The following is a 24,551-nucleotide window of genomic DNA, read 5'->3' on the forward strand; positions in this document are numbered from 1 at the left end:
GGCGTCGCTCCGGTGCCTTTCTGACGACGAAATGATCGACGTTGACGGAAAGGAGTTCGATCCCGGGGCCACTGGTGGTCCTGGGACCGGACGCCGGCCGGACGTCGGCCGGACGTCGGCCGGACGTCGGTCGGAGGTCGGTCGGACGTCGGCCGGACCTCGGTCGGACGTCGGTCGCCGCCGATGGCCTCGGGACCGGACACCGGTCCCGCAGGGCCGCACCGGACACCGGTCCCGCGGGCCCCCGCGCCGGACACCGCGATCTCGGGGATCCCGGAGGCGGGTCACCGGTGGTCTTGGAGTCGGGGGCGCGTCACCGCTGGTCTTGGAGTCGGAGGCGCGTCACCACTGGTTTTGGGGGTGGGGGCGCGTCACCGGTGGTCTTGGGGGCGAGGCGGGTCATCGAACGCGCTGGAGTCGTGGGCGGGGGCGGGTCATCGAACGTGCTGGAGTCGTGGGCGGGTGCGTTCGGGTGGCGCGGTCGCTTGGGCGCCCCGGCCGCTTCGGGGCGGGCCGGGGCGCTTGGGTGGGGCGTTCTGCCGGGGGACGGGCGGGCCGGGGCGCTTGGGTGAGGCGTTTTGCGCGGGGCGGGGACGGGGGCGGGAACGTCCCGGGCCGCTCGTACGGGTGGCGGTTCAGGCGACCGGTTCCAGTGGGGGTTGGTCGGCGAACTGGGTGCGGTACAGCTCGGCGTAGCGGCCGCCCGCGGCGAGGAGCTCGGTGTGGGTGCCGCGCTCGACGATGCGTCCGGCCTCGACGACGAGGATCAGGTCGGCGGCGCGGACGGTGGACAGGCGGTGCGCGATGACCACGGCGGTGCGGCCGTCGAGCGCCTCGGCGAGGGCCTCCTGGACGGCGGCCTCGGACGTGGAGTCCAGGTGGGCGGTGGCCTCGTCGAGGATCACGACGCGCTGGCGGGCGAGCAGCAGCCGGGCGATCGTGAGGCGCTGGCGCTCGCCGCCGGACAGCCGGTAGCCGCGCTCGCCGACGATGGTGTCGAGGCCGTCCGGCAGGCCCTTGATGAGGGTGTCGAGGCGGGCGCGGCGCAGGACGTCCCAGAGTTCCTCCTCGGTGGCCTCGGGACGGGCGAGGAGCAGGTTGTCGCGGATCGACTCGTGGAACAGGTGGCCGTCCTGGGTGACCATGCCGAGGGTGTCGCGGATCGAGGCGAAGCTGAGGTCGCGGACGTCGACGCCGCCGATCCGGACCGCGCCGGAGTCGGCGTCGTACAGGCGCGGCAGGAGCTGCGCGATGGTGGACTTCCCGGCGCCGGACGAGCCGACGAGCGCGACCGTCTGGCCGGGCTCGGCGCGGAAGGACACCTCGTGCAGGACCTCGACGCCGCCTCGGGTGTCGAGGGTGGCGACCTCTTCGAGCGAGGCCAGCGAGACCTTGTCGGCGGACGGGTAGGCGAAGCGGACCCGGTCGAACTCGACCGCGACGGGGCCGTCCGGGACGGTGCGGGGCTCGGGCTTCTCGGCGACGAGGGGCTCCAGGTCGAGGACCTCGAAGACGCGCTCGAAGCTGACGAGGGCGCTCATCACCTCGACGCGGGCGCTGGCGAGGGCGGTCAGCGGGGCGTAGAGGCGGGTGAGCAGCAGGGCCAGCGCGACGACGGCGCCGGCGTCGAGGTCGCCGCGCAGCGAGAACCAGCCGCCGAGACCGTAGACGAGCGCGAGGGCGAGCGCGGACACCATGGTCAGGGCCGTGATGAAGACGTGCTGGACCATCGCGGTGCGGACGCCGATGTCGCGGACGCGGCGGGCGCGGGCGGCGAACTCGGCGGACTCGCGGGACGGCCGTCCGAACAGCTTGACGAGGGTGGCGCCGGGCGCGGAGAACCGCTCGGTCATCTGGGTGCTCATCGCGGCGTCGTGCGCGGCGGCCTCGCGTTCGAGGCGCGCGAGGCGGGTGCCCATGCGGCGGGCGGGCAGCACGAAGACGGGCAGGAGCAGCAGCGCGAGCAGGGTGATCTGCCAGGAGATGCCGACCATCACCGCGAAGGTCAGCAGCAGCGTCACGAGGTTGCTGACTACGCCGGAGAGGGTGTCGCTGAACGCGCGCTGCGCGCCGATGACGTCGTTGTTGAGGCGGCTGACGAGCGCGCCGGTGCGGGTGCGCGTGAAGAACGCGACGGGCATCCGCTGGACGTGGTCGAAGACGGCGGTGCGCAGGTCGAGGATCAGTCCCTCGCCGATGCGGGCCGAAAGCCACCGGTTCAGCAGCCCGAGGCCGCCCTCGGCGAGCGCCAGCACCGCGATCAGGATCGCCAGGCGGATCACGATGGAGCTGTCGGAGTGGTCGACGATCGCGTTGACGACCCGTCCCGCGAGCACGGGGGTCGCGACCGCGAGAACAGCCATCACGACGCTGAGCAGCAGGAACGCGACCAGCAGGCGTCTGTGGGGGCGGGCGAACCGGCTGATCCGCGCGAGCGTCGCCCGGGAGAAGGGCCTGCTGTCGTTCTTGGCGTTCATCGCGTGGTGGAGGGACATCCACGCGGTCACTTCCATGTCCATCGGTTACCGCCGCTCCGTCATACTCGTCGATCTTCGGGGACTCCGTAGGACCATGGTGGAACCTCAAGGTTGGTTGAGGTCAAGCTCGGACCGTTTCCACGGTCACACACGGGTACGACAAAATCCGACGACGATCATCTGCGAAGGGCTGCACGTGAGCATCGGCACGAGCACGACCGGCACGACCACCCCCGGCACGGACACGACGAGCGCGAACACGGACACGACCGGTACGAGCAGGGGCTTAGACGTCGAGCGGGTGCGGGCGGACACCCCCGGGTGCGAGCGGGTCGCGCACCTGAACAACGCCGGGGCCGCGCTGCCGCCGCGTCCCGTGATCGAGGCGGTCGCGGCGCACTTCGAGCTGGAGAGCACGATCGGCGGCTACGAGGCGGCCGAGCGCAACGCGGAGGCCGTCGAGGGCTTCTACGGCGCGGTGGCCGGGCTGATCGGGGCGCACCCGGACGAGATCGCGTACGTGGAGAACGCCACCCGGGCCTGGGACATGGCGTTCTACGCCGTCCCGTTCGCGGCGGGCGACCGCATCCTCACCACGACGAGCGAGTACTCCAGCAACGCGATCGCCTACCAGCAGGTCGCGGTGTCCAAGGGCGTCAAGGTGGAGGTCATCCCGGACGGCCCGGACGGCACCCTCTCGCTGGACGCCCTCGCAGCTGAGCTGGCCAAGGGCGATGTCAGGCTGGTGTCGCTGAACCACGTCCCGACGCACAACGGGCTGGTCAACCCGGCGGTGGAGGTCGGGCGGCTGTGCCGCGAGCACGGCGTGCTGTACCTCCTGGACGCCTGCCAGTCGGTGGGGCAGATCGCCGTGGACGTGCGGGAGATCGGCGCCGACATGCTCTCGGTGACCGGCCGGAAGTTCCTGCGGGGGCCGCGCGGCACGGGCTTCCTGTACGTGCGGCGGGAGATCGTCGAGGCGCTGGAGCCGCCGTTCCTGGACTTGCAGGCCGCGACGTGGAAGCCCGCGGAGGGCTACGAGATCCGCGGGGACGCCCGCCGCTTCGAGACGTGGGAGCGCTACTTCGCGGGCCAGATCGGGCTCGGCGTCGCCGCCGCGTACGCGTCCGGGATCGGGATCGCGGCGATCGAGGAGCGGGTGCGGACCCTCGCCGCGACGCTGCGCGCCGAGCTGGCGGAGCGTCCGGGGACCACCGTCCTGGACCGCGGCGAGCGGCCGTCCGGCATCGTCACCTTCACGGTGGACGGCCACGAGCCCGCCGCGATCATGCGGGCGGCGCGGGAGGCGGGCATCAACATCAACACGACGTCGCCCGGCTCGCAGGGGTACGACCCGGACGTGGTGCCGGTCGCGGTGCGGGCGTCCGTGCACTACTACAACTCCGAGGACGAGGTGCAGCGCCTCCTCGACGTCCTCCCCTGACGGATCGGACCGGCACAGTGCGCCCCCGGCCAGGCCGCGCCCCCGGGCACCGGCGGAGGCGGGAGCAGCGCGCCCCGGGGAGCGAGTTTCCGCTCCCCGGGGTGCCGCCCGGCAGCGGGTCAGGTGTTCGAGCGCGCGGCGCTGATGTCGGCGAGCGCCGAGTCGTCGTCCTTCTCGATCGCGAGGTCACCGAGGGAGACGATGCCCACCGGGTGGCCGTCCTCGACCACCGGGAGGCGGCGCACCGCCCGCTCCCGCATGATCTGCGCGGCCCGCTCCAGCGAGTCGTCCGGCCCGATCGTGGCGGTGACGCCGCTGACGACGTCGCCGACCTTGATCTTGCCGGGGTCGCCGCCCGCGGCGATGCCGCGCACGACCAGGTCGCGGTCGGTGACGATCCCCCTGAGCTCGTCGCCGTCCGTGACCAGCTCGGCGCCGATGTCGTCGTCGCGCATCGTGCGCGCCACCGTGACGATGTCGGTCTCCGGTGACACCGTCCGCGGCGGCGCCGTCATGATGTCGCGGATCTTCGTGGCCATCCTCACTCCTTGAGCCTCGTCGGTCGTTCCCCAGGGCCCCGGATCCCGGCCCCTACCCGGCGGCGGCGGGCTCAGTCATCGATCGCGCGCGGGCGTCCGTTCCCCGCTCAGCCGCCCTCCCGGAGCTGTGTGAACAGGTCCATGGCCTTCTCCCGGTCCCAGACGACGCGGGCCGGGTCGTCCGGGGCGGGGACGACCGGCACTGTGCCGAAGCGGACGGCGCCCGGGTCCGTGCCGCCCATGCTGTCGGCGAGGGCCTTCAGCGCGGCGACGTCCAGGCGCGGGTAGGTGGCCACCGAGCCGGCCGCGGCGGACAGGAACCTCGCGAAGCGCGCCGGGTTCCGCAGCCGCGTCTCCTTGGCGCGCCGCAGCATCGAGGCCATGAACCGCTGCTGCCGCTCGACCCGGGACAGGTCCGAGCCGTCGCCGATCCCGTGCCGCAGCCGCACGTAGGCGAGCGCCTGCGTCCCCTGGACGAGATGCCTCCCGGCGGGCAGCCGCAGGCCCGTGGCCTGGTCGTCCACCGGCGTCGGCAGCGTGATCGGGACGCCGCCGAGGGCGTCCACCATCGTGCGGAACCCGGCGAACTCGACGACGACCGTCGTGTCGACCCGGACGCCGGTCAGCGCCTCGATCGTCTTCCGCGCGCAGGAGTGGCCGCCGAGCGAGTACGCCGCGTTGATCTGGCCGCGCCGGGACGGGACGGGCTTCCCGTCGCGGCCCTGGCACGAGGGGATCTGCACCAGGAGGTCCCTGGGGAAGCTCACCGCGTGCGCGCTCTTGCGGTCGGCCGGAAGGTGCACCAGGAGGAGGGTGTCCGAGCGGGCTTCCTCGGCGCCGTCGCTCGCGGTCGCGGCGCGCCGGTCGGAACCCACGACGAGCACGTTGAGCGGGCCGGTCCGGGCCGCGAACGGGTTCGAGGACGGGATGACGGGCGGCTTCACGCCTCCCCCGCCCAGCAGGACGGCGGGGACGAGGATCAGCGCGGCCGTGACCGCCGCCACCGCCCCGAACAGCGTCCACCGGCCGGGCCTGCGCGGCCACCGGACCGGCCCGCGCGGCCGCCGGACCGGGCCGCACGGCGCCCGTGTCCGGCCGTGCGCGGCCTCCAGCAGCCTCGCGCGCTGCCGGGCGAGCGAGCCCGGCGGTTCGTGCTCCAGGTCCCGGCCGAGGCCGCGGAGCAGGTCGAGATCGTCCACGGCTACGCCTCCTCGCGCATCGGGTCGGTGTCGCCGAGCACCGCGCGCACCTTGCGCCGGGCCCGGTTGAGGCGCGAGCGGACCGTCCCGACGGGGATGCCGAGCGCGGTCGCCACCTCCTCGTACCGCAGGTCGCCCCAGGCCACCAGCAGCAGGACGTCCCGGTCGCGGCGCGGCAGCCCGGCCAGCGCCTCGGCCAGCAGCGGACGCGCGGCGGTCACCGTCACCCCGGCCGCGACCCGGTCCGCGGGGCCCTCCTCCGGGCCGTCCACCGGGCTCCGGCGCAGCGCCCGGTAGCGGGCGGCCTCGGACCGGTGGTGGCGCGCGACCAGCTTCGTCACGATCCCGAACAGCCAGGGCCGCGCGTCCCGCCGCGCGAGGTCGTAGCGCTCCCGTCCGCTGAAGGCGGCCAGGAACGTCTCGCCGACGATGTCCTCGGCGCCCTCCGGGCCGAGGCGGCGGGACACGTAGCGGTACAGCATCGCCGCGTAGCGGTCGAACAGCACGGCGAACGCCTCCGGATCGACCAGCGAGCGCTCGATGAGGTCGGCGTCGGCCACCCGGGCGGACGGCTCGCCCGCGCGCGGCGCACCGGGCGGAGGGGCGATCATTCCGGACACCATGGCATGCGGACCGGCCTTCCCGTGGGGACTGTGTCAGCGGTGTATCTCCGCGACGCGCCCTCCGGGTTCACACCCGTCCCGCCCGTGTCCGCACCCGTCCCGCCCGTGCGCGGCGGAACCTCGCGGCCCGCTCACATCATGATCACTGATGGGTAACGGCGCGAACCTTCCCGCTAAACTGCGCATCCTTCAATGTGCACGGGGGTTGACGGCGAGGGACCGCTCCGTCTGCGTGTCGAGGGACGAATCGAGGAGGGTCGGGCCGTGGCGAACGACGCCCAGCGGGAACCTGGAGAGGCCGTCCGGCCTGCCCCTGCCGAGGACCGCGCCGCCGAACCGTCCGCCGAACCGTCCGCCGAAGCCGAGAACGCCGAGCCGGTCGCCGAGGAGGGCGAAGCCGCTGAGGTCGGCGATGGTGCGGCTGAGAAGACCGCCGAGGAGGAGCCGGAGAAGGAGTCCGCCCGCACGGCCACGACCGAGTTCCGCGTCCCCAAGGTCGCCGCGCCCTCGGACGAGCCCTCCGCTGAGGAAGGCCCGTCCGGCGAAGAGAAGGCCGCCGAGGAGGGAGAACCGACCCGGACGGATGCCGCGTCCCTGACCAGGCCCGACATCGCCATCCGCAGGAGGTCCGCCCCCACCGTCCTGGACACGCCCATGCCGGCGGACGAAGACGAATCCGCCGGGGAGCAGGCGTCCGAGGAGAGCGCGGAACGTCCTGCGCCCGACGAGTCCGGTGCCGCGCAGGATGTCCTCGCCGAGGACGCGCCGGACGACAGCGCCGCTGCCGAGGAGAGCGCCCCGGCGGAGACCGAGCCACGGGAACCCGCGAAGCCGCATGTTCCGCGGCATGCGATCCCGGAGCCGACCACGGCGGTGGACGAGCCTTCGGCCTCGCCGCGCCCTCCCGGGCCGTGGGGCGCCGCCATGCCGCAGTCCGCGGCACCGCAGCCCGCTCCTCCGCAGCCCGCACCGCCCCGGCCCGCGCCTCCGCAGGAGGGGACGCAGTATCCCGGGCCTTGGAACGTCGCGCTCCCGCAGAGCCCGCCACGCCACGCGGCCCCGCAGGCGCCCGCTCCCGCGCCGGGACAGGACCCGCCGCAGCAGCAAGTCCCTCAGCAGACGTCCTGGGACGTGGCGATGCCGCAGTCCCGGTCGTCCGGCCAATGGGCGGTCCCGTGGGACGGCGAGGCCACCGCCGGACCAGCAGCCCCCAGCCAAGCGCCCGGCCAAGCCCCCAGCCAAGCGCCCGGACAGCCCCCCGGACAGCCGCACGCTTACGGGCAGGCTCCCCAGCAGGCCCCTGCCGCCGCCGTCCCGCATGCCGCCGAGCACCGCTCCCGGCGCGGGCGGCGGACGCTGATCATCGTGGTCGCGGCGCTCGTCCTGGTGGCGGGCGTGGTGACCGGGCAGCTCGTCCGGCCCGTCCCCGATCCCAGCGTCGACCTGACGCTCGCGGCGTCCAGCCACACGTTCCAAGGGGCGGCGCCCGCGCTGCCGTGGCCGGCCCAGGGGCAGTCCACCGTGTACGTGGACGGGCTGGGCACGATGGGGTCGTCCGGAGGGGCGGCGCCGACGCCGACCGCGAGCGTCGCCAAGGTGATGACCGCGTACGTGTACCTGCGCGACCATCCGCTGCGGACGGGCGAGCCGGGCCCGGTGCTCACGGTGTCGCCGCAGGCGGCGGCGCAGATCCCGGCGCGCAAGAAGCGCGGGGAGTCGCTGCTCGGGGTGACCGCGAACCAGCGGCTGACGCAGCGCAAGGCCCTTGAGGCCATGATGATCATCTCGGCGAACGACGTCGCGCACGAGCTGGCGCGCTGGGACGCGGGCACCGAGCAGGCGTTCGTCGCGAAGATGAACGCCGCCGCCCGGGAGCTGGGCATGACCAGCACGACCTACACGGACCCGAGCGGGTACGACTCGCGGACGGTGAGCACGGCCGCCGACCAGGTGAAGCTGCTGCGGGCGGCCATGCAGGTGCCCGCGTTCGCGGAGGTCGTGAACAACCGGGCGTACGTCCCGGACGACGGCGGCGCGGCGCGGCCGGGCGGGAACATCCTGCTCGGCCAGTACGGCGTGGTCGGCGGCAAGACCGGCTACACCGACGCCGCGGGCGGCAACTTCGTGTTCGCGGCGCGCAAGCGCGTGTCGGGCGTCGCGACGCTGATCGTCGGCGCGGTGATGGGGCAGCGGTCCACGAGCGCGATGGCCGCGGTCACGGCGGGCCAGCAGCTCGTCGCGGGTGCGGAGGGCGCGCTGACGGCCGCCACGCTGGCGCCCGCGGGCGCGACGGTGGCGCGCGTCGACGACGGTCTCGGCGGCCGCACGCCGCTGACCGCCGCGTCCCCGGTGACGGTGGTGGGCTGGGCGGGGCTGACGGTGCCGGTCGGGGTCGAGGGCGACCCGCCGCACCAGGGCGACTCCGGCGAGCAGGTCGGCGCCGTCAAGGCGGGCGCCGCGCGGATCCCGCTGAAGCTCGCCCGGCCGCTGGACGAACCGTCTCCGCTCAAACGCCTGATCCGCCTCGGCTGAGAGCCTGCGGCCCTGAAGCTCAGGCTCGGCCCGAATACAAGACCGACAGGAAGCGGATGAGGAGGTCCTCGCGGGTGGCGGGTGGCAGCGCGTCCAGGATGGTGTTGACCATGGCCATCTCCGGGTCGCCGGCCCCCGTGGTCAGGTCGACGCCGACCGCGGACAGCAGGCCCGCGAACCCCGCGTCGTCGAGGTCGTCGAGGTCGAGGGCGGCGAGCGCGTCGACGAGGTCCGCCGGGACGTCGGGCGGCCCGGCGGCGCGCGCGGCCTTCGCGGCGTCCTCCAGCGCTTCCAGCAGCGCGCCGACGTCGCTGACGCCGGTCAGGGTGAAGTGCAGGTTCGCGGGGATGCCGCGGTAGGACAGCTGCGGCTGGAAGTACCAGCCGCGCGCCCTGGCCTCGTCGGAGATCACGAAGACGTCCAGCGCCGGGTCGTCGGACGTCACGGCGACGAGCGGGACGGCGGGCTCGCCGAGGACGCGGAGCCCGGGGATCGCGGCGGCGCCCGCCGCGAGCCGGTCGGCGGCGGCCATGGCGGTCGCGGCGAGGTCGCGGTAGCCGCGCGCGCCGAGGGCGTTCAGCGTGGCCCACGCGGCGCCGAGCGGTCCCGCGCTCTTGCTGCTCTGTACCCCGGCGTTGATGACGGTGTAGCCGGGCCAGGCGGCGGACGCGAAGTAGGCGTGGCGGCGGAGCGCCTCGTCCGCGAAGAGGACGACGGAGGCGCCCTTCGGCGCGTACCCGTACTTGTGGAGGTCGCACGACAGCGAGGTGACGCCGGGCACCGACAGGTCGAACGGCGGGACGGGCCGGCCGAGGTCGCGGAGCCACGGCAGGACCCAGCCGCCGACGCACGCGTCCACGTGGCAGGGGACGCCGGCGGACGCGGCGGCCGCGGCGATCTCCTCGACCGGGTCCATGACGCCCTGCGGGTAGGACGGCGCGGACGCGACGACCAGCACGGTCCGGGACGTGATCGCGGCGGCGGCCGCCGCGGGGACGGCGCGGAAGGCGTCGTCCACCGGGACGGCGACGACGTCCATCCCCAGGTAGTGGGCGGCCTTGTGGAAGGCGGGGTGCGCGGTGACGGGCACGACGATCTCGGGGCGGCCGTCGACCGGGCGGGCGTCCCGCGCCGCCTTGACCGCCAGCATGATCGACTCGGTGCCGCCGCTGCTGAAGATGCCGGGGGTGCCGGGGCCGCCGCCGAGCCGCTCCGCGACCGCGCCGACGACCTGCCGCTCCAGCGCGACGATGCTGGGGAACGCGGTCGGGTCGAGGCAGTTGACCTCCAGCATCCGCAGGTAGGCGGCCGCGGCGAGGTCGTGGACGGCGTCGCGTCCGGTGTCGTAGACGTAGGCGGTGACCTGGCCGCCGCGGACCGGCAGGTCGGCGCCGCGGAGCCGGTCGAGCTCGTCGAGCAGCCCGGCGGCGGCGCGCCCGTCCTCCGGCAGCGCCCCTCCGGCGGGCGCGGTGCCGGGTGGGGAGGCGGGGTCAGGCGACATGGCTGCGGGGCTCCTCGGTGCGTCGGTGGGCGGCGGCGAGCCGGCGGTAGGCCAGCAGCAGAGGCACGCTGAGCAGGAGCAGCAGCGCGGGGACGAGCGTGAAGCCGGCGGTCAGCCCGGCGAGGGCCGAGTCCGGCTGCGGCGCGGGCGCGTCGGTGTCGAGGTCGGTCGAGTGGAACGAGGTCAGCGCGAGGATCGCGGCGAACACGCCGGGGCCGAGCGCCAGCGCGCCGGTCTCGGCGGCGGTGAAGATCCCGGTGAAGGCGCCGGACTGGGCGTGGCCCGTCCGCCCGGTGTCGGCGTGCACGACCTCGGGCAGCAGCGCCAGCGAGATGAGCTGGACGGCCGCGTAGCAGATCCCGATCAGCACGGTGATCGCCAGCGCCGGGCCGGTGGCGCCCGCCGTGATCACCGGGTGCAGCGCGGCGCTCGCGGCGGCGAAGACGACGGTGGCGCCGACGTAGCAGCGGACGTCGCCGTACCGGCGGGCCAGCACGCGCCAGGCGGGGACGGCGACCGCGCTCGTCCCGACCATGCAGACGAACATCGCGGAGGTGAGCCGGTAGTCGCCGAGCCGGTAGGTCGCCACGTAGGGGGCGCCCGCGAGCATGACGCCGAGCGCGAGGGTCTGCGCGCTGGCCGCGCCGACGAGCGCGAAGAACGGCCGGTTGCCGCGGGCGGCGCGCAGTGCGGCGGCCAGCCCGAGCGGCCGGGGGCCGGGCCGGGACGCGATCCAGCGGCTGGACAGCGCGCCGCACACCATCGCGGCGCCCATGAGCGTGCCGACGACGGCGCCCATGAGGGCGTGCCCGGCCCGGCCGCCGCCCGCGGAGTCCGACAGGGCGGGCGCGACGCCGCCCGCGACGAGGATGCCCACGGTCAGGCAGACGACCCGCCAGGCCATCGCCCGGCTCCGCTCGGCGGGCCGGTCGGAGATCTCGGCGGGCAGCGCCACGTACGGGACCTGGAAGCACGCGAACGCGCTCGCGGCGAGCAGGAACATGATCCCGGCCCAGGCCGCCGCGAACCCCGGGGAGTCCACCGGCACCGCGAAGATCGCGGCGAACAGCACGGGCAGGGTCAGCGCGCCCGCGAGCAGCAGCCGGGTGCGGCGGCCGGTCCGGATGGCCTCGCGGTCGCTGGCGGCGCCGACGACCGGGTTGAGCAGCACGTCCCACGCCTTCGGAATGACGAGGACGGCGCCGGCGATCGCGGCCGACACGCCGAGCACGTCGGTCAGGTAGTACAGGAGCAGCAGCCCGGGGACGGCGGAGAAGATCCCCGTGCCGACCGAGCCGATCCCGTAGCCGAGCAGCCGCCGCCGCGGCAGCGCCGCCGTCACCGCGCGTCCTCAGTGGGCAGGCGCAGGGCCGCCGTGACCAGGCGGTGCAGGTGGGCGCGGAAGCGGGCGAGCTCCCGGGGGTCGTCCATGCCGCGGCGGCGCCCCTCCCCGTCGAGGACGCCGCCGCGCCCGAAGCCGTGCGTGCACCAGATGACGGTCCAGGCGACGTACTCGACGTCGACGTCGTCGTCCACGACGGGGCTGACGGCCTCGGTGACCATCCTCATCAGCGGCCGGACGTAGGAGTTCTCCAGGTGGGCGACGTCGGCGGCGTCCGACAGCCAGCGGTGCATCCAGAGGGCGGGGATCTCGGGGTGCTCGGCGCAGAAGTCGACGTAGCGGTCGAGGAGGCGCCGCACCCCGTCCGCCGTGGCGCGGCCCGGTTCGGCGAACGCCTCGCGGAGCGCGGCCTCAAGCGCGGCGCGTTCCTGCTGGTGGGCGCGTTCCATGACGGCCAGGTAGAGGTCGCGTTTGCCGCCGACGTGGTAGGCCACGGTCGCGATGTTGAGCCCGGCGGCCTCGGCGATGAGCCGGGTGGAGGTCCCGTCGTAGCCGAGGGCCGCGAACAGCCGGGTGGCCACGTCCAGGATGCGGCCCCGGCCGGAGTCGCTCGTCATGCCGATCACCGTAGGGGCCCGGCCCGCACCCGGTCAATCGCTTGATGGAGACCCGGGGGTCAGTGCGGATCGGCCCCGGCGAGGGCCGCCTCCTGGGAGCCGCGGCGCGGCCCGTCGAGCGGGACCACGTCGGCCGGGTGCGGGAGGGCGTCGGCGGGCGAGGTGAGCCAGACGGTCAGCACCATCTCCATCTCCAGCCGCGCCTCCGGCTCGTACAGCCGGTCGCCGAACAGCTCTTCGAGCTGGTGCAGCCGGTACCGGACGGTCTGCGGGTGGACGTGCAGCCGGTTCGCGACCTCGGTGGCGTTGAAGCCGTTCTGGAGGCACGCCAGCAGCGTCCGCATGAGCCGCTCGCGGTGCCGCGGCCGGACGCCGCGCAGCGGCGCGAGGCGCAGGTCGGCGACCGCGCGCACCAGCTCCTCGTCCTTGAACACGACGAGCGCGGGCATGTGGTCGGCGCAACGGATCAGCCGGTCGGACGGCAGGATGCCGCGGCGGGCGAGCGGCAGCGCCTCGCGGGCCCAGCGCAGCGACTTGGCCGCGTCCTCGGTGCGGACGGTCGGGCCGAGCGCGGCGACCCAGTCGCGCAGCGCCGACTCCAGCATCCGGCCGCGGCCGGGCCCCTCGGGGTCGGGCACGACGAGGCAGGGCTCGCGGCGGTTGACGTCGGCGAGCACGTCCGGCGGCAGGGACGGGTGCGAGAACGGCTGCCGGCCCCGCTCGTACAGGACGACGGCGGCGACCGTCCGCGGGACGCGCCACTGGGCGAGCCGGGCGAGGTCGGCGATCGCCTGCGGCGCGGCGGGCGGCTCGGCGAGCAGGAGGTCCAGCAGCCGGCGGCGGCGGTGCTCCAGCTCGCCCGCCTCCTGCTCGCGGGCCTTGGTGTAGCCGTCGGTGGCGGCGCGGGCGATCTCGTCCAGGAACGCGAAGATCGCCTCGGCGATGCTGGCGAGGGTGCGGCGGGAGATGTTGTAGCGCTCGGACTCGGCGGCCAGCCGCCGCCACGCGACCCGGGCGCCGAGCCGCAGCGAGGTCTGGAGGACGTCCAGGTTGCGCCCCTCGCGGGCCTCCGCCCAGCCGATCTCGCGGTAGACGGCGGTGACGGAGTCCCACGAGCTCTCGGGGTCCATGATGAGGTCGACGAACTGGCGCAGCGCGCCCTCGACGGCGAGCCGGACGAGCCGCGCGTACTCCTCGTCCTGCGGCCGGGCGTACTCGGGGATCCCGGCGAGGATCTCCTCGATCATCTCCTCGGCGAGGGCCTCCAGGTGGGGCCGGAACATCTCGGACAGCTCGGTGGGGACGCCGGCCCAGGGCTTCAAGGGTGAGCGCTCCTCCATGGACGTGGTCACCGTTCTCGCACCTCCCGCCTCCCCTCCGGAACCGGGGACTCCTCGGAAGCTACCCAGCGGGCGCCGGGCGGGCTGCACGAACGGCGACGCATTGCGCGGGTGCCGTTATAAGCGGAATGACAATCCGGCCCGGCCGCATACCCGGCCGGGCCCACGTGTCCCCACGTCACGTCCCGGGCGGCCCTCCGGGCGCGGGCGGGTCATGTGCGGCGGGCGGAGGGTCCGGCGAACAGGGCGGCGGCGCCGAGCCCGAGGTAGACGGCGCCGGTCGCGTACCGCTGGCGGCGGCGGAACACCGGGCGGGCGCGCAGCCACGCGCCGATCGAGCCCGCCGCGACCGCGTACACGAGGTCGCTGGCCGTGCCGATGAGCGTGAGCACGATCCCCATCACCGCGATCTGGAGCGGGACGGCGCCCGCGTCCTGGTCCACGAACTGCGGGATGAAGGCGAGGAAGAACAGCACGACCTTCGGGTTGAGGACGTTCACCAGGACGCCGTCGAGGTAGACGCGGCGCAGCGGGCGCGGCGCGAGCGCGGGCGCGTCGTCGCCGTCGCCGCCGCGCAGCGTCCGGTAGGCGAGGACGACGAGGTAGGCGGCGCCCGCGTAGCGCAGCACCCCGAACGCGGTGGCGGACGCGGCGACGAGCGCGGACAGCCCGGCGGCGGCGAGCGCGACGTGCACGAGCGTGCCGGTCTCGACGCCGAGCGCGGACGCGATCCCGGCGCGCCGCCCCTCGCCGATGCTGCGCGTGGTGATGTACAGGTGGTTGGGCCCCGGGATGGCGACGAGCGTCAGCGACGCCAGCAGGAACAGCAGCGGATTCGTCACTTCCGCCACGCTACGGACCGATTGGCCCGGATCGCAGAGCCAATCGGATCTTGGCGGCCAGGACCATTCGCGGCCGCCCGGCCGGGTCAGGCCCGGGTGCCGCCGAGGGCCCCGTCCAGGACGAGGCGGCCGGACGTGCGGACCACCCCGGCGACCTCGTCGACCGGGCGGCGCAGCGAGGTGAGGCTGACGAGCGCCGCGAGCAGGATGTGGCCGAGGACGACCTCGACCTCGTCGCGCTCGGGCACCGGGTCGCCGATCGCCGCCGACAGCCGGTCGCGCACGAACAGGAACAGCACGGTGCGGGCGTCGTCGACGCTGGAGTCGTCCGAGGTCACCGCCTGGATGATGGCCGAGGTGAGGGTCAGCTCCTCGGCCGCGACGCGCACGATCCGCTCCAGCAGCGCGGTGAGCCGCTCGACCGGGGTGTCGCCGACGGCGAGCGCGTCGATGTCGTGGGTGATGCGGTGCGCCCAGGTCGCCGCCACCTCGGTGAGCAGGTGGTCCTTGGTGGCGAAGTAGCGGTAGACGGTGGCGCGGGCGACGCCCGCGCGGTCGGCCACGTCGTGCATGGTGACGGCCGCGTAGCCGCCCTGGAGCGCGAGGTCCCGGGCGGCGTCGATCAGCCGCTCGCGCCGGGCCTGCTGGTCCTTCGTCAGCGTCCGCGTGACGGTGAAACGGACGTCGCCGCTCAAAGCGCCTCCTTCGTGGCCGTCCCCCATTCTCCCGCACTCCCGGCCGTCCGGCACCGTACCGCGGAAGCTCGCCCCACCTGGCCACGATCCCGGATCGGCACCTATCGCTTGCTTGGGTAGCGACGTTAGTCTGGACCCTAGTCCCACCCCGAGGAGCCCACGGATGCCGCCCTCCCCCTCCGCCTCCCCCGCCCCCTCGGACGCGTCCCCGGGCGCCCCTCCGGCCACCGGCGTCATCGTGACGGGCGGCGCCTCCGGCATCGGCGCGGCGAGTGCCCGCGCACTCGCCGCGACGGGCCGCCCGGTCGCGCTGTGGGACCGGGCCGACCCCGCCGGCGCCGCCGAGGAGATCGCGGCCGAGCACAGCGTTCCCGTCCACCCCGTCACGGTCGACGTCACCGACACCGCCGCGCTCGCCTCCGCCGCCGCCGAGACCCGCGCCGCGCTCGGCTCCATCGGCGGGCTCGTCCACGCGGCGGGCATCCCGGGACCGGCCCCGGTCGGCGCGCTGGACGAGGCGCGGTGGGACGCGGTGCTCGACGTCAACCTGCGCGCCCAGGCGCTGATCGTCCAGGAGATCCTCGACGACCTGAAGGCCCATCCGGGCTCGGCGGTCGTCGGCATCTCCTCGATCGAGGGGCTCGTCGGGAACGCGTTCCTGCCGGCGTACTGCGCGTCCAAGGCGGGGCTGCTCGGCCTGACCCGATCGCTGGCGCACCTCCTCGCCGCCGACGGCGTGCGCGTGAACGCCGTCTGTCCCGGTTACATCGACACGCCGATGCTGCGCCGGGAGAGCCCCGGGGAGATGGTGGACGGCTTCCGCGCGAAGGCGCCGCTCGGACGGCTCGGCGAGGCGTCCGACGTCGCGAACGCCGTGCGCTTCCTGATGGGCGCCGAGGCGTCGTTCATCACCGGCGCGCACCTGACCGTGGACGGCGGCGTGACCGCGGTCGAGCACTGACCCGCGGCGCCGCCGCCCGGACCCCGACGAGGAGCGAGTCATGCACGATCCCGTCATCGACCCCGTCATCGGCAGGAGCCCGCTGACCGTCGACCTGCTCGACGGCGAGATGTACGCGGGCGACCCCTGGACGGTCTACGCGCGACTGCGCGCCGAGGCGCCCGTCTACCGGGACGAGGCGAACGACCTGTGGGGCGTGTCCCGGCACGCGGACATCTTCGCCATCGAGCGGAACCCGAAGCTGTGGACGAACTCCGGCGGCTACCGGCCGCAGCTCCCGTCCGACCCGTCGATGATCGGGCAGGACGATCCCGAGCACGCGCGCCGGCGGCGGCTCGTCTACCGGCACTTCACCCCGCGCGGGGTGTCCCGGTACGCCGAGCGGATCCGCGCCACGGCGGTCGAGTGCATCACGGCGGCGCTGGACGCGGGGACGGTCGACGCGGTGCCCGCGCTGGCCGCGCCGCTGCCCGCCCGCGTCATCGGCTGGCTGCTCGGCTTCCCCGAGGACGCGTGGCCGCGGCTCGCCCGCTGGTCGGAGACGGCGGTGTTCGCGGGCGGCGGCCGCCGCTACGTCACCGACGAGGCGACGGTCGCCGCCGCGGAGTTCGGCCTCGCCGCGCTGGAGGTCGCCGGGGAGCGCCGCGGATGCCCCGCCGATGACCTGCTCTCGATCTGGGCGAACGCCGGACCGGACCATCCCGCCTACGACGATTCCCACCTCGCGCACGAGGCGCTGCTGCTGCTGGTCGGCGGCGCCGAGACGACCCGCACGGTGATCGCGACCGCGCTGGACGCGCTGATCCGCCATCCTGGCGAGTGGCGGCGGCTGCGCGAGGACCCGTCCCTGATCCCCGGCGCCGTCGAGGAGTTCGTCCGCTGGACGACGCCGATCCTCAACATGTGCCGGGTCGCGAGCGCGGACGCGGAGATCGCCGGGGTGCGGGTCCCGGCGGGCGGGCAGGTCGTGCTGATGTACGGGTCCGCCAACCGCGACGAGGCCGTGTTCGACCGGCCGGACGTGTTCGACGTGACGCGCCCGCCGGGCGACCACATCGCGTTCGGCCTCGGCCCGCACTTCTGCCTCGGCGCGTCGCTCGCCCGCCTCGAACTGCGGATCTTCTTCGAGGAGTTCGTCGCGCGCGTGGACACCGCCGCGTGGGCGGACGCCGAGGGCCCGCGCATCCTGCGCAACGCGTTCGTCCGCGGCGTCACCTCGTTCCCCGTGACGCTGCGCCCGCGCTGAGCGGTCCCGGCCTGTCCGGTCCCGGCCTGTTCGATCTCGGCCTGTTCGGTCCGGGCCTGTTCGGTCCTTCCGGCGCGGCGATGCGCCAGAAGGACCGGACAGGCCCGTGCGGGCGGGTCCGCGGGAGCGGTGGTCAGGCGACGTCGAGGTCGCGGCGGCGCTCGGCCCACTGGAGCGAGTGCCGGATCGCGTCCTCGATCGTGTACTCCGGCTTCCAGCGCAGCAGCTCCCACGCCTTCACCGGGTTCACGAACGCGCCGACCACGTCGCCCGGACGGGCCGGCGCCTCCTCGGCCCGGAACCCCTCCCCGACGACCTCGCGGAAGGCGTCGACGAGCTCGCGCACCGTCGTGCCGTCGCCGGTCCCGAGGTTGATGACCTGGTAGCCCGGCTGCCGCTCCGCGGCGCGCACCGGCGGGATGATCGAGTCGAACCGGACGGCGGCCTCGTAGAACGCCCGCGCGATGTCCCAGACGTGGATGTAGTCGCGGATCGCGGTGCCGTCCCGCGTCTCCCAGTCCACGCCCGTGATCGTGAACGGGACGCCCCGCTCGTAGGACTCGATCATCTTGCCGAGCGCGTGCGTCGGCTTGCTGCTCTGGAGGCCGGTGCGCAGCCGCGGGTCCGCGCCGATGGGGTTGAGGTAGCGCAGCGAGACGACCCGCAGCGCGTACGCCCGCGTGAAGTCCTCCAGCATCAGCTCGGCCATCATCTTCGACCGCGTGTACGGGTTCTGCGGCTCCAGCGCGGAGGTCTCGCTGACCGACAGGTCGGGTTCGGGCCGGTACATCCCCGCCGTCGAAGCGAAGATCATCCGATCGCATCCGTTGCGGAGCAGGTGGCCGGCGAGGTCGAGCGTCCTCGCCAGGTTGACGCGGTAGTACCGCTGCGGGTCCGCCATCGAGTCGGGCACGACGATCAGCGCCGCGCAGTGGACCGTGACGGCGATCTCCGGATGGGCGCGGAAGATCTCGTCGACGAGCGCGCCGTCCCCGATGTCCCCCTGGTAGAAGATCCTGCCCTCGGTGAACTGCTGCCGGCCGGTGACGAGGCTGTCGAGCACCACGGGCGTCACGCCGCGTTCGGCGAACGCGGACGCGATCGTGCTCCCGATGAACCCGGCTCCCCCTGTGATCAGGACTTTCATGCGGCATCCCCTGAAGCCAGTGCGTCCCTGGATTTCGTCACGCACAGGATCAGCAGGCGGTCGCGGAGGGTCAACGGCCCGTCGCTCTCCTGACCGGGTCCGGACGGCGGTGAACTTCGGCGCGGGCCGGAGCGTCCGCGCACGGCTCTCCCCCGGCGCCGCCACCAGCGCCTATTCCGGACACCGCGGGCCGCGGATTCCGGCCAGGCCGCACGGGATCGGCGGAAAGACCGAAACACTACAGCGTTTGCGGGATCCGTTCCGGCCGGTCAGCGGTCATCGTTCCTCGCATGCAGCCCATCCGCGTCCTGATCGTGGACGACCACGCGCTGTTCGCCGAGGCCCTCGCCGCCCGGCTGGCGCGCGAGCCCGACCTCGTGATCCTGCCGATCGCCGACGACGCGCGGCGCGCCCTCGCGCTGGCCGCCACCGAGCGCCCGCACGTGCTCGTGCTCGACATGATGCTCGGCGCGGAGAGCGGCCTCGACGTGCTCGACCGCGTCCGGCGGACGCATCCGGATCTGCGGGTGGTCGTGCTGACGGCGATGGACGACCTCGACGTGATGGTGCGGGCCGTCCGGCGCGGCGCGGTCGGCTGGCTGTCCAAGACCGAGAGCGCCGACCTCGTCGCCCGGGTGATCCGCTCGGCGGCCCGGCAGGGCGGCTGGATCCCGCCGGAGTCGCTCGGCGAGCTGCTGCGCCGGCTCGTCCGGGACGCCCCGGAGCCGAACGGCGGCGCCCGGCTGCTCGCGGACCTGACGCCGCGCGAGCGCGAGGTCCTCCAGTGCATGGTGGACGGGCTCGGCCGCGCCGAGATCGCCGAGCGGCTCGGGCTGTCGGCCAACACCGTCCGGACCCACACGCAGAACCTCCTCGCCAAGCTCGGCATGCACTCGGCGCTGGAGGCCATCACGCTCGCCATGCGCGCCGGCATGCGGCCCAGCGAGTAGGGCGTGTGGTGCAAAGAACGTAGACGGAGGTCGTCTTTTAGGCGATTTCCGGCGCGGACGGTCTTCCTACGCTCGGCCTGACGAAGCCGGAGGGAAGATCGTGGAGATCGACGAAGTCGCCGCGCGGGTGGCCCGCAGCTACTGGGCGCTCCTGCTGGTCATGACGGTGGTCCCCATGGTGCTCGTGGGGGTCGCGATGAGCGGGCAGACGCCGCCCGCGGTCGCGAAGACGCGCTTGCAGGCCAGCAGCAAGGCCACCGACGCGGCACCGGGGGACGCGGGCGTCAGCATCGTGGTCAGCCAGGTGAAGGCGTTCGCGACGAGCCGGAACCTGCTGGACGGGGTGCTGCGCGCGCAGGGCGCGCACCGCTCGCCGGAGAAGGTCGCCAAGGCGATCGGCGTGACCGGGCTCGGCACCTCGACGGTCGTCGAGCTGTCGGTCAAGGACGCCGACGCGGGCGTCGCGCGCAGGCTCGCCGACGCCGTCGGCACGGCGGTGGTCGCCGAGATCAACCAGTCGAACCAGGGGTCGATCACCCAGCAGATCAGCGGCATCGACAAGCGGGTCCGGGAGCTGGAGCGCAAGCTCGGGCCGCTGTCGCGCCGGGCGGGCGCGCAGCCCGTCCCGGACATCGGCGCCGCCAACGAGCGCGAGCGCGTCCAGGCCGAGCTGACCGACCTGCGCTCCAACCGCTCCGACCTGAGCGCGCAGCTCTCGGCGGCGGGGACGGCGTCGGTGGTGCAGCCCGCGGTGCTCGCCCCGAAGACGAACCCGGTGGTCATGATGGCGGCGATCGCGGGCCTCGTCGGGCTGATCGGCGGGATCCTCGTCGCGGTCGTGGCGGAGATGGTCCGGCCGACCGTCCCGGGGCAGCGGCGGGTCGCCCGGCGGCTCGGCGTGCCGCTGCTCGGCTGGGCGGACCGGAGCCCGGCGGAGCTCGGCGACCTCGGCCGCCGGATCCGGCTGGCCGCCAAGCGGGAGGGCGTCGGGCGGGTCGCGCTCGTCGGCGCCCCGGACCGCCCGCCCGCGACGCTGGTGTCGGCGGTGGCGGCGGCGGTGTACGGCGACGAGACGAAGGTCGTCGGCGCCCGTCCCGCCCGCAAGAAGTCCCAGGCGAGCGAGCCCTCCGGCGCGAAGAAGGCCGGGAACGCCAAGAACGGCCGCGCGGACGAGAGCGGCGGGAACGGCAAGGCGAAGGGCGGCGGTGACGCGGGCGACGGGCCGTCTCCCAACAGCTCCGGCGGGTCGGGCGGCAAGGGCGGCACGTCGGTGGTCCGCGCGGGCCGCGCCACCGCGGTCATGGCGAAGAAGGCGGACGAGCCCGCCGTGTCGCCCACGGACGTGACGCAGCCCGTGCCGTTCCGGTCGCTGTGCCACGTCCACGCGTTCGAGGACATCGACCCGGGCTTCGACGACGAGGTGGGCGTGGTCGTCGTGGTCGGCCCGGTGACCCGCGTGTCCGGCCTGGAGTCGGTCCGCGACCTGGTCGAGGCGTCCGGCTGGCCGCTGCTCGGCGTCGTCGCGACGTCCCGGAAGTCCACGCGGAAGTCCGCCTCGCGGAAGAACAGGTGACAGAAATGAGCGCAGCGGGTCAGACCACCGTCCCCTTCACCGTCCCGTCGTTCGCCGGAGAGGTCTCCGACGCGGTCGTCAAGGTGCTCGACTCGGGATGGGTCACGACCGGACCGCAGACGGCGGCGTTCGAGCAGGACTTCGCCGACTTCCTCGGCGCCGCGCACGTCGTCGCGGTCGCCTCCTGCACGACCGCGCTGGAGCTGTGCCTGCGCGCGATGGACCTGCCGCCCGGGTCGGCGGTGCTGACCCCGAGCCTGACGTTCTGCGGCGCGATCAACGCGATCCTGCACGCCGGGCACCGTCCCGTCCTGGTGGACATCGACGAGGACACGCTGGTGCCGAGCCCGGAGACGGTCGCCGCCGCGGCGGCGCGCACGCGTCCGGCGGCGATGGTGGTGCAGAACCAGGGCGGCTACCCGGTGGACGTGGCGGCGCTCACCGAGGCGGCCGGCCTGGACCGGACGAGGGTCGTCGAGGACGCCGCGCACGGCCCCGGCGCCGCACGGGACGGCGCGCCGGTCGGGTCGTCGTCGTACGCCGCGTGCTTCTCCTTCTACGCCACCAAGAACATGCCGATCGGCGAGGGCGGGGCCGTCGCGACCAGCGATCCGGACTTCGCCGACCGGGTCCGCGCGATGCGGCTGCACGGGATGAGCAAGGACTCGTGGAAGCGGTACCTGCCGGGCGGGAGCTGGCGGTACGACGTCAAGAGCATCGGGCTCAAGGCCAACATGACCGACATCCAGGCGTCGATCGGACGCGCGCAGCTCGCCGCGCTGCCCGGCTGGCAGCGGACCCGCGGCGAGCTCGTCGCCCGGTACGACGCGGCGCTCGCGGACCTCCCCGGGCTCGTGCTGCCGCAGCGGGACCTCGCGGGCGTCCAGCACGCCTGGCACCTCTACCAGGTGCGCGTCCCGGACCGCGACGCGCTCATCGCCGAGCTGGAGGCGGCGGGCGTCGCGACGTCCGTGCACTTCATCCCGGCGAGCCACATGACGTCCTACCGGGCGGTCCTCGGCGAGGAGGAGTGCGGGCGGGTCCCGGTGACCGACCGGGTCGCCGAGGAGCTGCTGTCGCTGCCGCTCTACCCGGGGCTGTCGCCCGACGGCCAGGACCGGGTCGTCACCGCGCTCACCGGGGCGCTGCGGGCCCGGAGCTGACCGTGCGCTGGTTCCCGCCCCGCCTCCCCCGCCCCCCGCAACGGCCCGCCACCGCACCGGACGCCACGGCGCCGGACGTCCCGCGCGACCCGCTGGCCCGGCTCATGGGCCGGGACGAGGTCGTCCTGTCCGGGCACCGCGGGCGGCGGACGGTCCGGGGCCGGCGCGTCCTCGTCACCGGCGCCTGCGGGACGATCGGCTCCGCGCTGTGCCGCCAGGTCGAGCCGCTCGGACCCGCCGCGCTCTGCCTGCTCGACCGGGACGGCGGGAGCCTGCGCCGGCTCGGCCGCGAGCTGACCGGCCGGGTCACGCTCGCCGAGGCCGACGTGCGGGACGGGGAGCGCGTCGACCAGGTCATCCGGGACGCGCGGCCCGAGCTGCTGTTCCACACCGCCGGGCAGAACGAGCTCGCGGAGGTCGAGCGGGACCCGTGCCGCGGCGTCGCCCACAACGTCCTCGGCACCCGGCACGTACTGCGCGGCGCGGTGCGGAACGGCGTGCAGTGCCTCGTGCACGTCTCGTCCGACGCGGCCGCGGAGCCGACGTCGGTGTTCGGCGCGACCATGCGGCTCTGCGAGCTGCTGCTCCAGACGGCGACGGGCGGCCCGACCTGCTTCGCCGCCGTCCGCGTCGGCGACGTCATCGGCGGGCCCGCGCCGCTGCTGGCCGTGCTGGCGCGCCGCATCGCCTCCGGCGAGGCCGTCACCGTCGCCCACCCGGAGGCGGCGCGCCACTTCATGACGCTGGAGGAGGCCGCCGGGCTGCTGATCGAGGCGGCGGCGCTCGCCGAGGAGGCCGAGACGTTCGTCCTCGACATGGGCAGCCCCGTCCCGGTCGTCGACCTCGTCCACCGGTACGCCGAGCAGCTCCGGCTGCCCGAGGTGACGATCCGGTTCAGCGGCCTCGGGCCGGGCGAGAAGCTCGCCGAGAAGGCGTTCTCCGACTCCGAGCGGCGGCTCCGCACCGTCCACCCCAAGATCTGGGCGACCCGCCCCGCGGCGCCGCCCGCCGGGCTCCCGCGGCTCGTGGACGCGCTGGAGGCCGCCGCCGGCGCGGGCGACCCGGACCAGGTGCGGCTGCTGCTGCGCCGCCTGCTGCCCGAGTACCGCCCCATCCGGCCTGTGAGGTGCCCGTGAGTACAAGGAAGCTGCGCGTCGCCACGGTGATCACCCGGTTCAACGGCGGCGCCGGCCAGGTGGCGCTGAACGGCGCGCTGGCGCTGCCCGCCGGCGGTTACGAGCGCGCCGTCGTCACCGGTGGCGTCGGCATGGACAGCCGGGCGTCCGCCCGCACGGACACCGTGCTGTACGGCGCGGAGGCGGTCGCGAACGCCGCCGCCGGCGACCTGACGCCCGCCGCGCACGCCGCCGGCATGGAGATCGTCCAGGTCGGGCCGCTGGTGCCGCAGATCTCCCCGCGCGACGACCTCGCCGCGCTGCGGACGCTGACCCGGGTGCTGGCCGAGGGCCGGTACGACGTCGTCCACACCCACAGCGCCAAGGGCGGCGTGATCGGACGGGTCGCGGCGGCGCGGGCGGGCGTGCCGCGCATCGTGCACACCTGGCACGGCTTCCCGTTCAACGAGTTCCAGTCCTGGGCGCGGCGCCGCGCCTACGTCCGGCTGGAACGGATCGCCGCGAAGCACACCGACGCGTTCCTCGCGATCGGCTCGGAGACGGTGACGACCGCGCTGCGCCTCGGCCTCGCCACGCCGGAGCGGATCCGGCTGTCGTGGCCCGCCGTGGACGTGGACGCCTACGCCGCCGCGCCCGGGTCCCGCGCGCAGGCCCGCCGCCGCCTCGACCTCCCGCTCGGCGTGAAGGTCGTCGGCTCGATCGGCCGGCTCACCTACCAGAAGGGCCCGGAGATCTTCGCGCGGGCGCTGGCGCGGCTGCCCGACGACGTGTTCGGCCTGTGGGTCGGCGGCGGCACGATGGCGGACGAACTGGACCGGCTCACCGCGAAGCTCGGCATCGGCGGACGGATGCGCTGGCTCGGCCACCGCGACGACGTCGCCGCCGTGCTCCCCGCGTTCGACCTGATGGCGATGCCGTCCCGATGGGAGGGGCTGCCCTGCGTGCTGGTCGAGGCGATCGGCGCCGGGATCCCGCTGGTCGCGACCGCCGTCCCGTCCAACCAAGACCTCGTGCTCGCGGGCGAGACCGGGCTGCTCGTCCCGCCCGAGGACCCCGCGGGCCTCGCCGGGGCGATCGCGGCGCTGCTGGACGACCCGTCCGCCGCCGCCCGGATGGCCGAACGCGCCCGCGCCCGGGTCGGCGACTGGTTCTCCCCCGCCCACCTCGGGACGGTCCTCGACGAGACGTACCGCGGCACGTCCAAGCGCCCCTACCAGCGGTGAC

20 protein-coding genes are annotated in these 24,551 nt (G+C 74.7%); 9 read left to right on the forward strand and 11 right to left on the reverse strand.

Annotated features, from left to right (window positions below):
- Window positions 1-635: 635 nt before the first annotated feature.
- Window positions 636-2,519: an ABC transporter ATP-binding protein gene (locus E1300_RS19615; RefSeq protein ID WP_131758478.1), complete on the reverse strand. Its 1,884-nt coding sequence runs from the start codon at window positions 2,517-2,519 to the stop codon at window positions 636-638.
- Between the two features lie 154 nt (window positions 2,520-2,673).
- Here E1300_RS19615 and E1300_RS19620 point away from each other — a divergent pair, with 154 nt between their 5' ends.
- Window positions 2,674-3,921 (forward strand): aminotransferase class V-fold PLP-dependent enzyme, encoded by a 1,248-nt coding sequence (locus tag E1300_RS19620; RefSeq protein ID WP_306440662.1) that lies wholly within the window; start codon window positions 2,674-2,676, stop codon window positions 3,919-3,921.
- A 119-nt stretch (window positions 3,922-4,040) separates the two neighbouring features.
- On the opposite strand, the gene E1300_RS19625 is transcribed toward E1300_RS19620, so the two are convergent.
- From E1300_RS19625 to E1300_RS19635, 3 genes are all read right to left on the reverse strand, one after another.
- Window positions 4,041-4,460 (reverse strand): CBS domain-containing protein, encoded by a 420-nt coding sequence (locus tag E1300_RS19625; RefSeq protein ID WP_131758480.1) that lies wholly within the window; start codon window positions 4,458-4,460, stop codon window positions 4,041-4,043.
- 107 nt (window positions 4,461-4,567) lie between these two features.
- Window positions 4,568-5,659 carry an LCP family protein gene (locus E1300_RS19630; protein WP_131758481.1) on the reverse strand — a complete coding sequence of 364 codons (1,092 nt, stop codon included), beginning with the start codon at window positions 5,657-5,659 and terminating at the stop codon, window positions 4,568-4,570.
- Between the two features lie 2 nt (window positions 5,660-5,661).
- Entirely contained in the window at window positions 5,662-6,270 is a 609-nt protein-coding gene (locus tag E1300_RS19635) for an RNA polymerase sigma factor (protein ID WP_242619250.1), read from the reverse strand.
- A gap of 276 nt (window positions 6,271-6,546) precedes the next feature.
- Between E1300_RS19635 and E1300_RS52590 the strand changes: the two genes are divergently transcribed.
- Window positions 6,547-8,814 carry a D-alanyl-D-alanine carboxypeptidase gene (locus E1300_RS52590; protein WP_242619251.1) on the forward strand — a complete coding sequence of 756 codons (2,268 nt, stop codon included), beginning with the start codon at window positions 6,547-6,549 and terminating at the stop codon, window positions 8,812-8,814.
- A 19-nt stretch (window positions 8,815-8,833) separates the two neighbouring features.
- On the opposite strand, the gene E1300_RS19645 is transcribed toward E1300_RS52590, so the two are convergent.
- From E1300_RS19645 to E1300_RS19670, 6 genes are all read right to left on the reverse strand, one after another.
- Entirely contained in the window at window positions 8,834-10,315 is a 1,482-nt protein-coding gene (locus tag E1300_RS19645) for a pyridoxal phosphate-dependent decarboxylase family protein (RefSeq protein WP_131758483.1), read from the reverse strand.
- Complete coding sequence (locus tag E1300_RS19650; protein WP_131758484.1) at window positions 10,305-11,657, reverse strand: MFS transporter; 1,353 nt, start codon at window positions 11,655-11,657, stop codon at window positions 10,305-10,307. Before E1300_RS19650 ends, E1300_RS19645 begins: the two co-directional genes overlap by 11 nt.
- Window positions 11,654-12,274, reverse strand: a complete 621-nt coding sequence (locus E1300_RS19655; RefSeq protein WP_131758485.1) for a TetR/AcrR family transcriptional regulator — start codon at window positions 12,272-12,274, stop codon at window positions 11,654-11,656. Before E1300_RS19655 ends, E1300_RS19650 begins: the two co-directional genes overlap by 4 nt.
- 59 nt (window positions 12,275-12,333) lie before the next feature.
- Window positions 12,334-13,614, reverse strand: coding sequence for a PucR family transcriptional regulator (locus tag E1300_RS19660; protein ID WP_131758505.1), 1,281 nt, complete (start codon window positions 13,612-13,614; stop codon window positions 12,334-12,336).
- A 212-nt stretch (window positions 13,615-13,826) separates the two neighbouring features.
- Window positions 13,827-14,456: a LysE family translocator gene (locus E1300_RS19665; RefSeq protein ID WP_131758486.1), complete on the reverse strand. Its 630-nt coding sequence runs from the start codon at window positions 14,454-14,456 to the stop codon at window positions 13,827-13,829.
- A gap of 86 nt (window positions 14,457-14,542) precedes the next feature.
- Complete coding sequence (locus tag E1300_RS19670) at window positions 14,543-15,151, reverse strand: TetR/AcrR family transcriptional regulator (RefSeq protein ID WP_131758487.1); 609 nt, start codon at window positions 15,149-15,151, stop codon at window positions 14,543-14,545.
- 163 nt (window positions 15,152-15,314) lie between these two features.
- Here E1300_RS19670 and E1300_RS19675 point away from each other — a divergent pair, with 163 nt between their 5' ends.
- Together E1300_RS19675 and E1300_RS19680 are read left to right on the forward strand one after the other, a co-directional pair.
- Window positions 15,315-16,112 (forward strand): SDR family NAD(P)-dependent oxidoreductase, encoded by a 798-nt coding sequence (locus tag E1300_RS19675; RefSeq protein WP_131758488.1) that lies wholly within the window; start codon window positions 15,315-15,317, stop codon window positions 16,110-16,112.
- Window positions 16,113-16,152: 40 nt separating this feature from the next.
- Window positions 16,153-17,358 carry a cytochrome P450 gene (locus tag E1300_RS19680; RefSeq protein WP_131758489.1) on the forward strand — a complete coding sequence of 402 codons (1,206 nt, stop codon included), beginning with the start codon at window positions 16,153-16,155 and terminating at the stop codon, window positions 17,356-17,358.
- A 133-nt stretch (window positions 17,359-17,491) separates the two neighbouring features.
- On the opposite strand, the gene galE is transcribed toward E1300_RS19680, so the two are convergent.
- The gene (galE, locus tag E1300_RS19685; RefSeq protein WP_131758490.1) at window positions 17,492-18,505 is read right to left on the reverse strand and encodes a UDP-glucose 4-epimerase GalE; all 1,014 of its coding nucleotides are present in this window, start codon (window positions 18,503-18,505) and stop codon (window positions 17,492-17,494) included.
- 290 nt (window positions 18,506-18,795) lie between these two features.
- On the opposite strand from galE, the gene E1300_RS19690 reads away from it, so the two are divergent.
- From E1300_RS19690 to E1300_RS19705, 5 genes are all read left to right on the forward strand, one after another.
- Window positions 18,796-19,455 carry a response regulator transcription factor gene (locus E1300_RS19690; RefSeq protein WP_131758491.1) on the forward strand — a complete coding sequence of 220 codons (660 nt, stop codon included), beginning with the start codon at window positions 18,796-18,798 and terminating at the stop codon, window positions 19,453-19,455.
- 100 nt (window positions 19,456-19,555) lie between these two features.
- A complete protein-coding gene (locus E1300_RS19695) occupies window positions 19,556-21,028 on the forward strand; it encodes a hypothetical protein (protein WP_131758492.1) in 1,473 nt (490 codons plus the stop codon).
- A gap of 5 nt (window positions 21,029-21,033) precedes the next feature.
- A complete protein-coding gene (locus E1300_RS50140) occupies window positions 21,034-22,191 on the forward strand; it encodes a DegT/DnrJ/EryC1/StrS family aminotransferase (protein WP_165502910.1) in 1,158 nt (385 codons plus the stop codon).
- Window positions 22,192-22,193: 2 nt separating this feature from the next.
- Window positions 22,194-23,327, forward strand: a complete 1,134-nt coding sequence (locus tag E1300_RS50145) for a polysaccharide biosynthesis protein (RefSeq protein ID WP_165502911.1) — start codon at window positions 22,194-22,196, stop codon at window positions 23,325-23,327.
- Window positions 23,324-24,550 (forward strand): glycosyltransferase, encoded by a 1,227-nt coding sequence (locus tag E1300_RS19705; RefSeq protein ID WP_131758493.1) that lies wholly within the window; start codon window positions 23,324-23,326, stop codon window positions 24,548-24,550. The genes E1300_RS50145 and E1300_RS19705 overlap by 4 nt, the downstream gene beginning before the upstream one ends.
- The last annotated feature ends 1 nt before the right edge of the window (window position 24,551 follow it).

The sequence above is a fragment of the Actinomadura fibrosa genome (genome assembly GCF_900659615.1).
Classification (GTDB): Bacteria; Actinomycetota; Actinomycetes; order Streptosporangiales; family Streptosporangiaceae; genus Spirillospora; species Spirillospora fibrosa.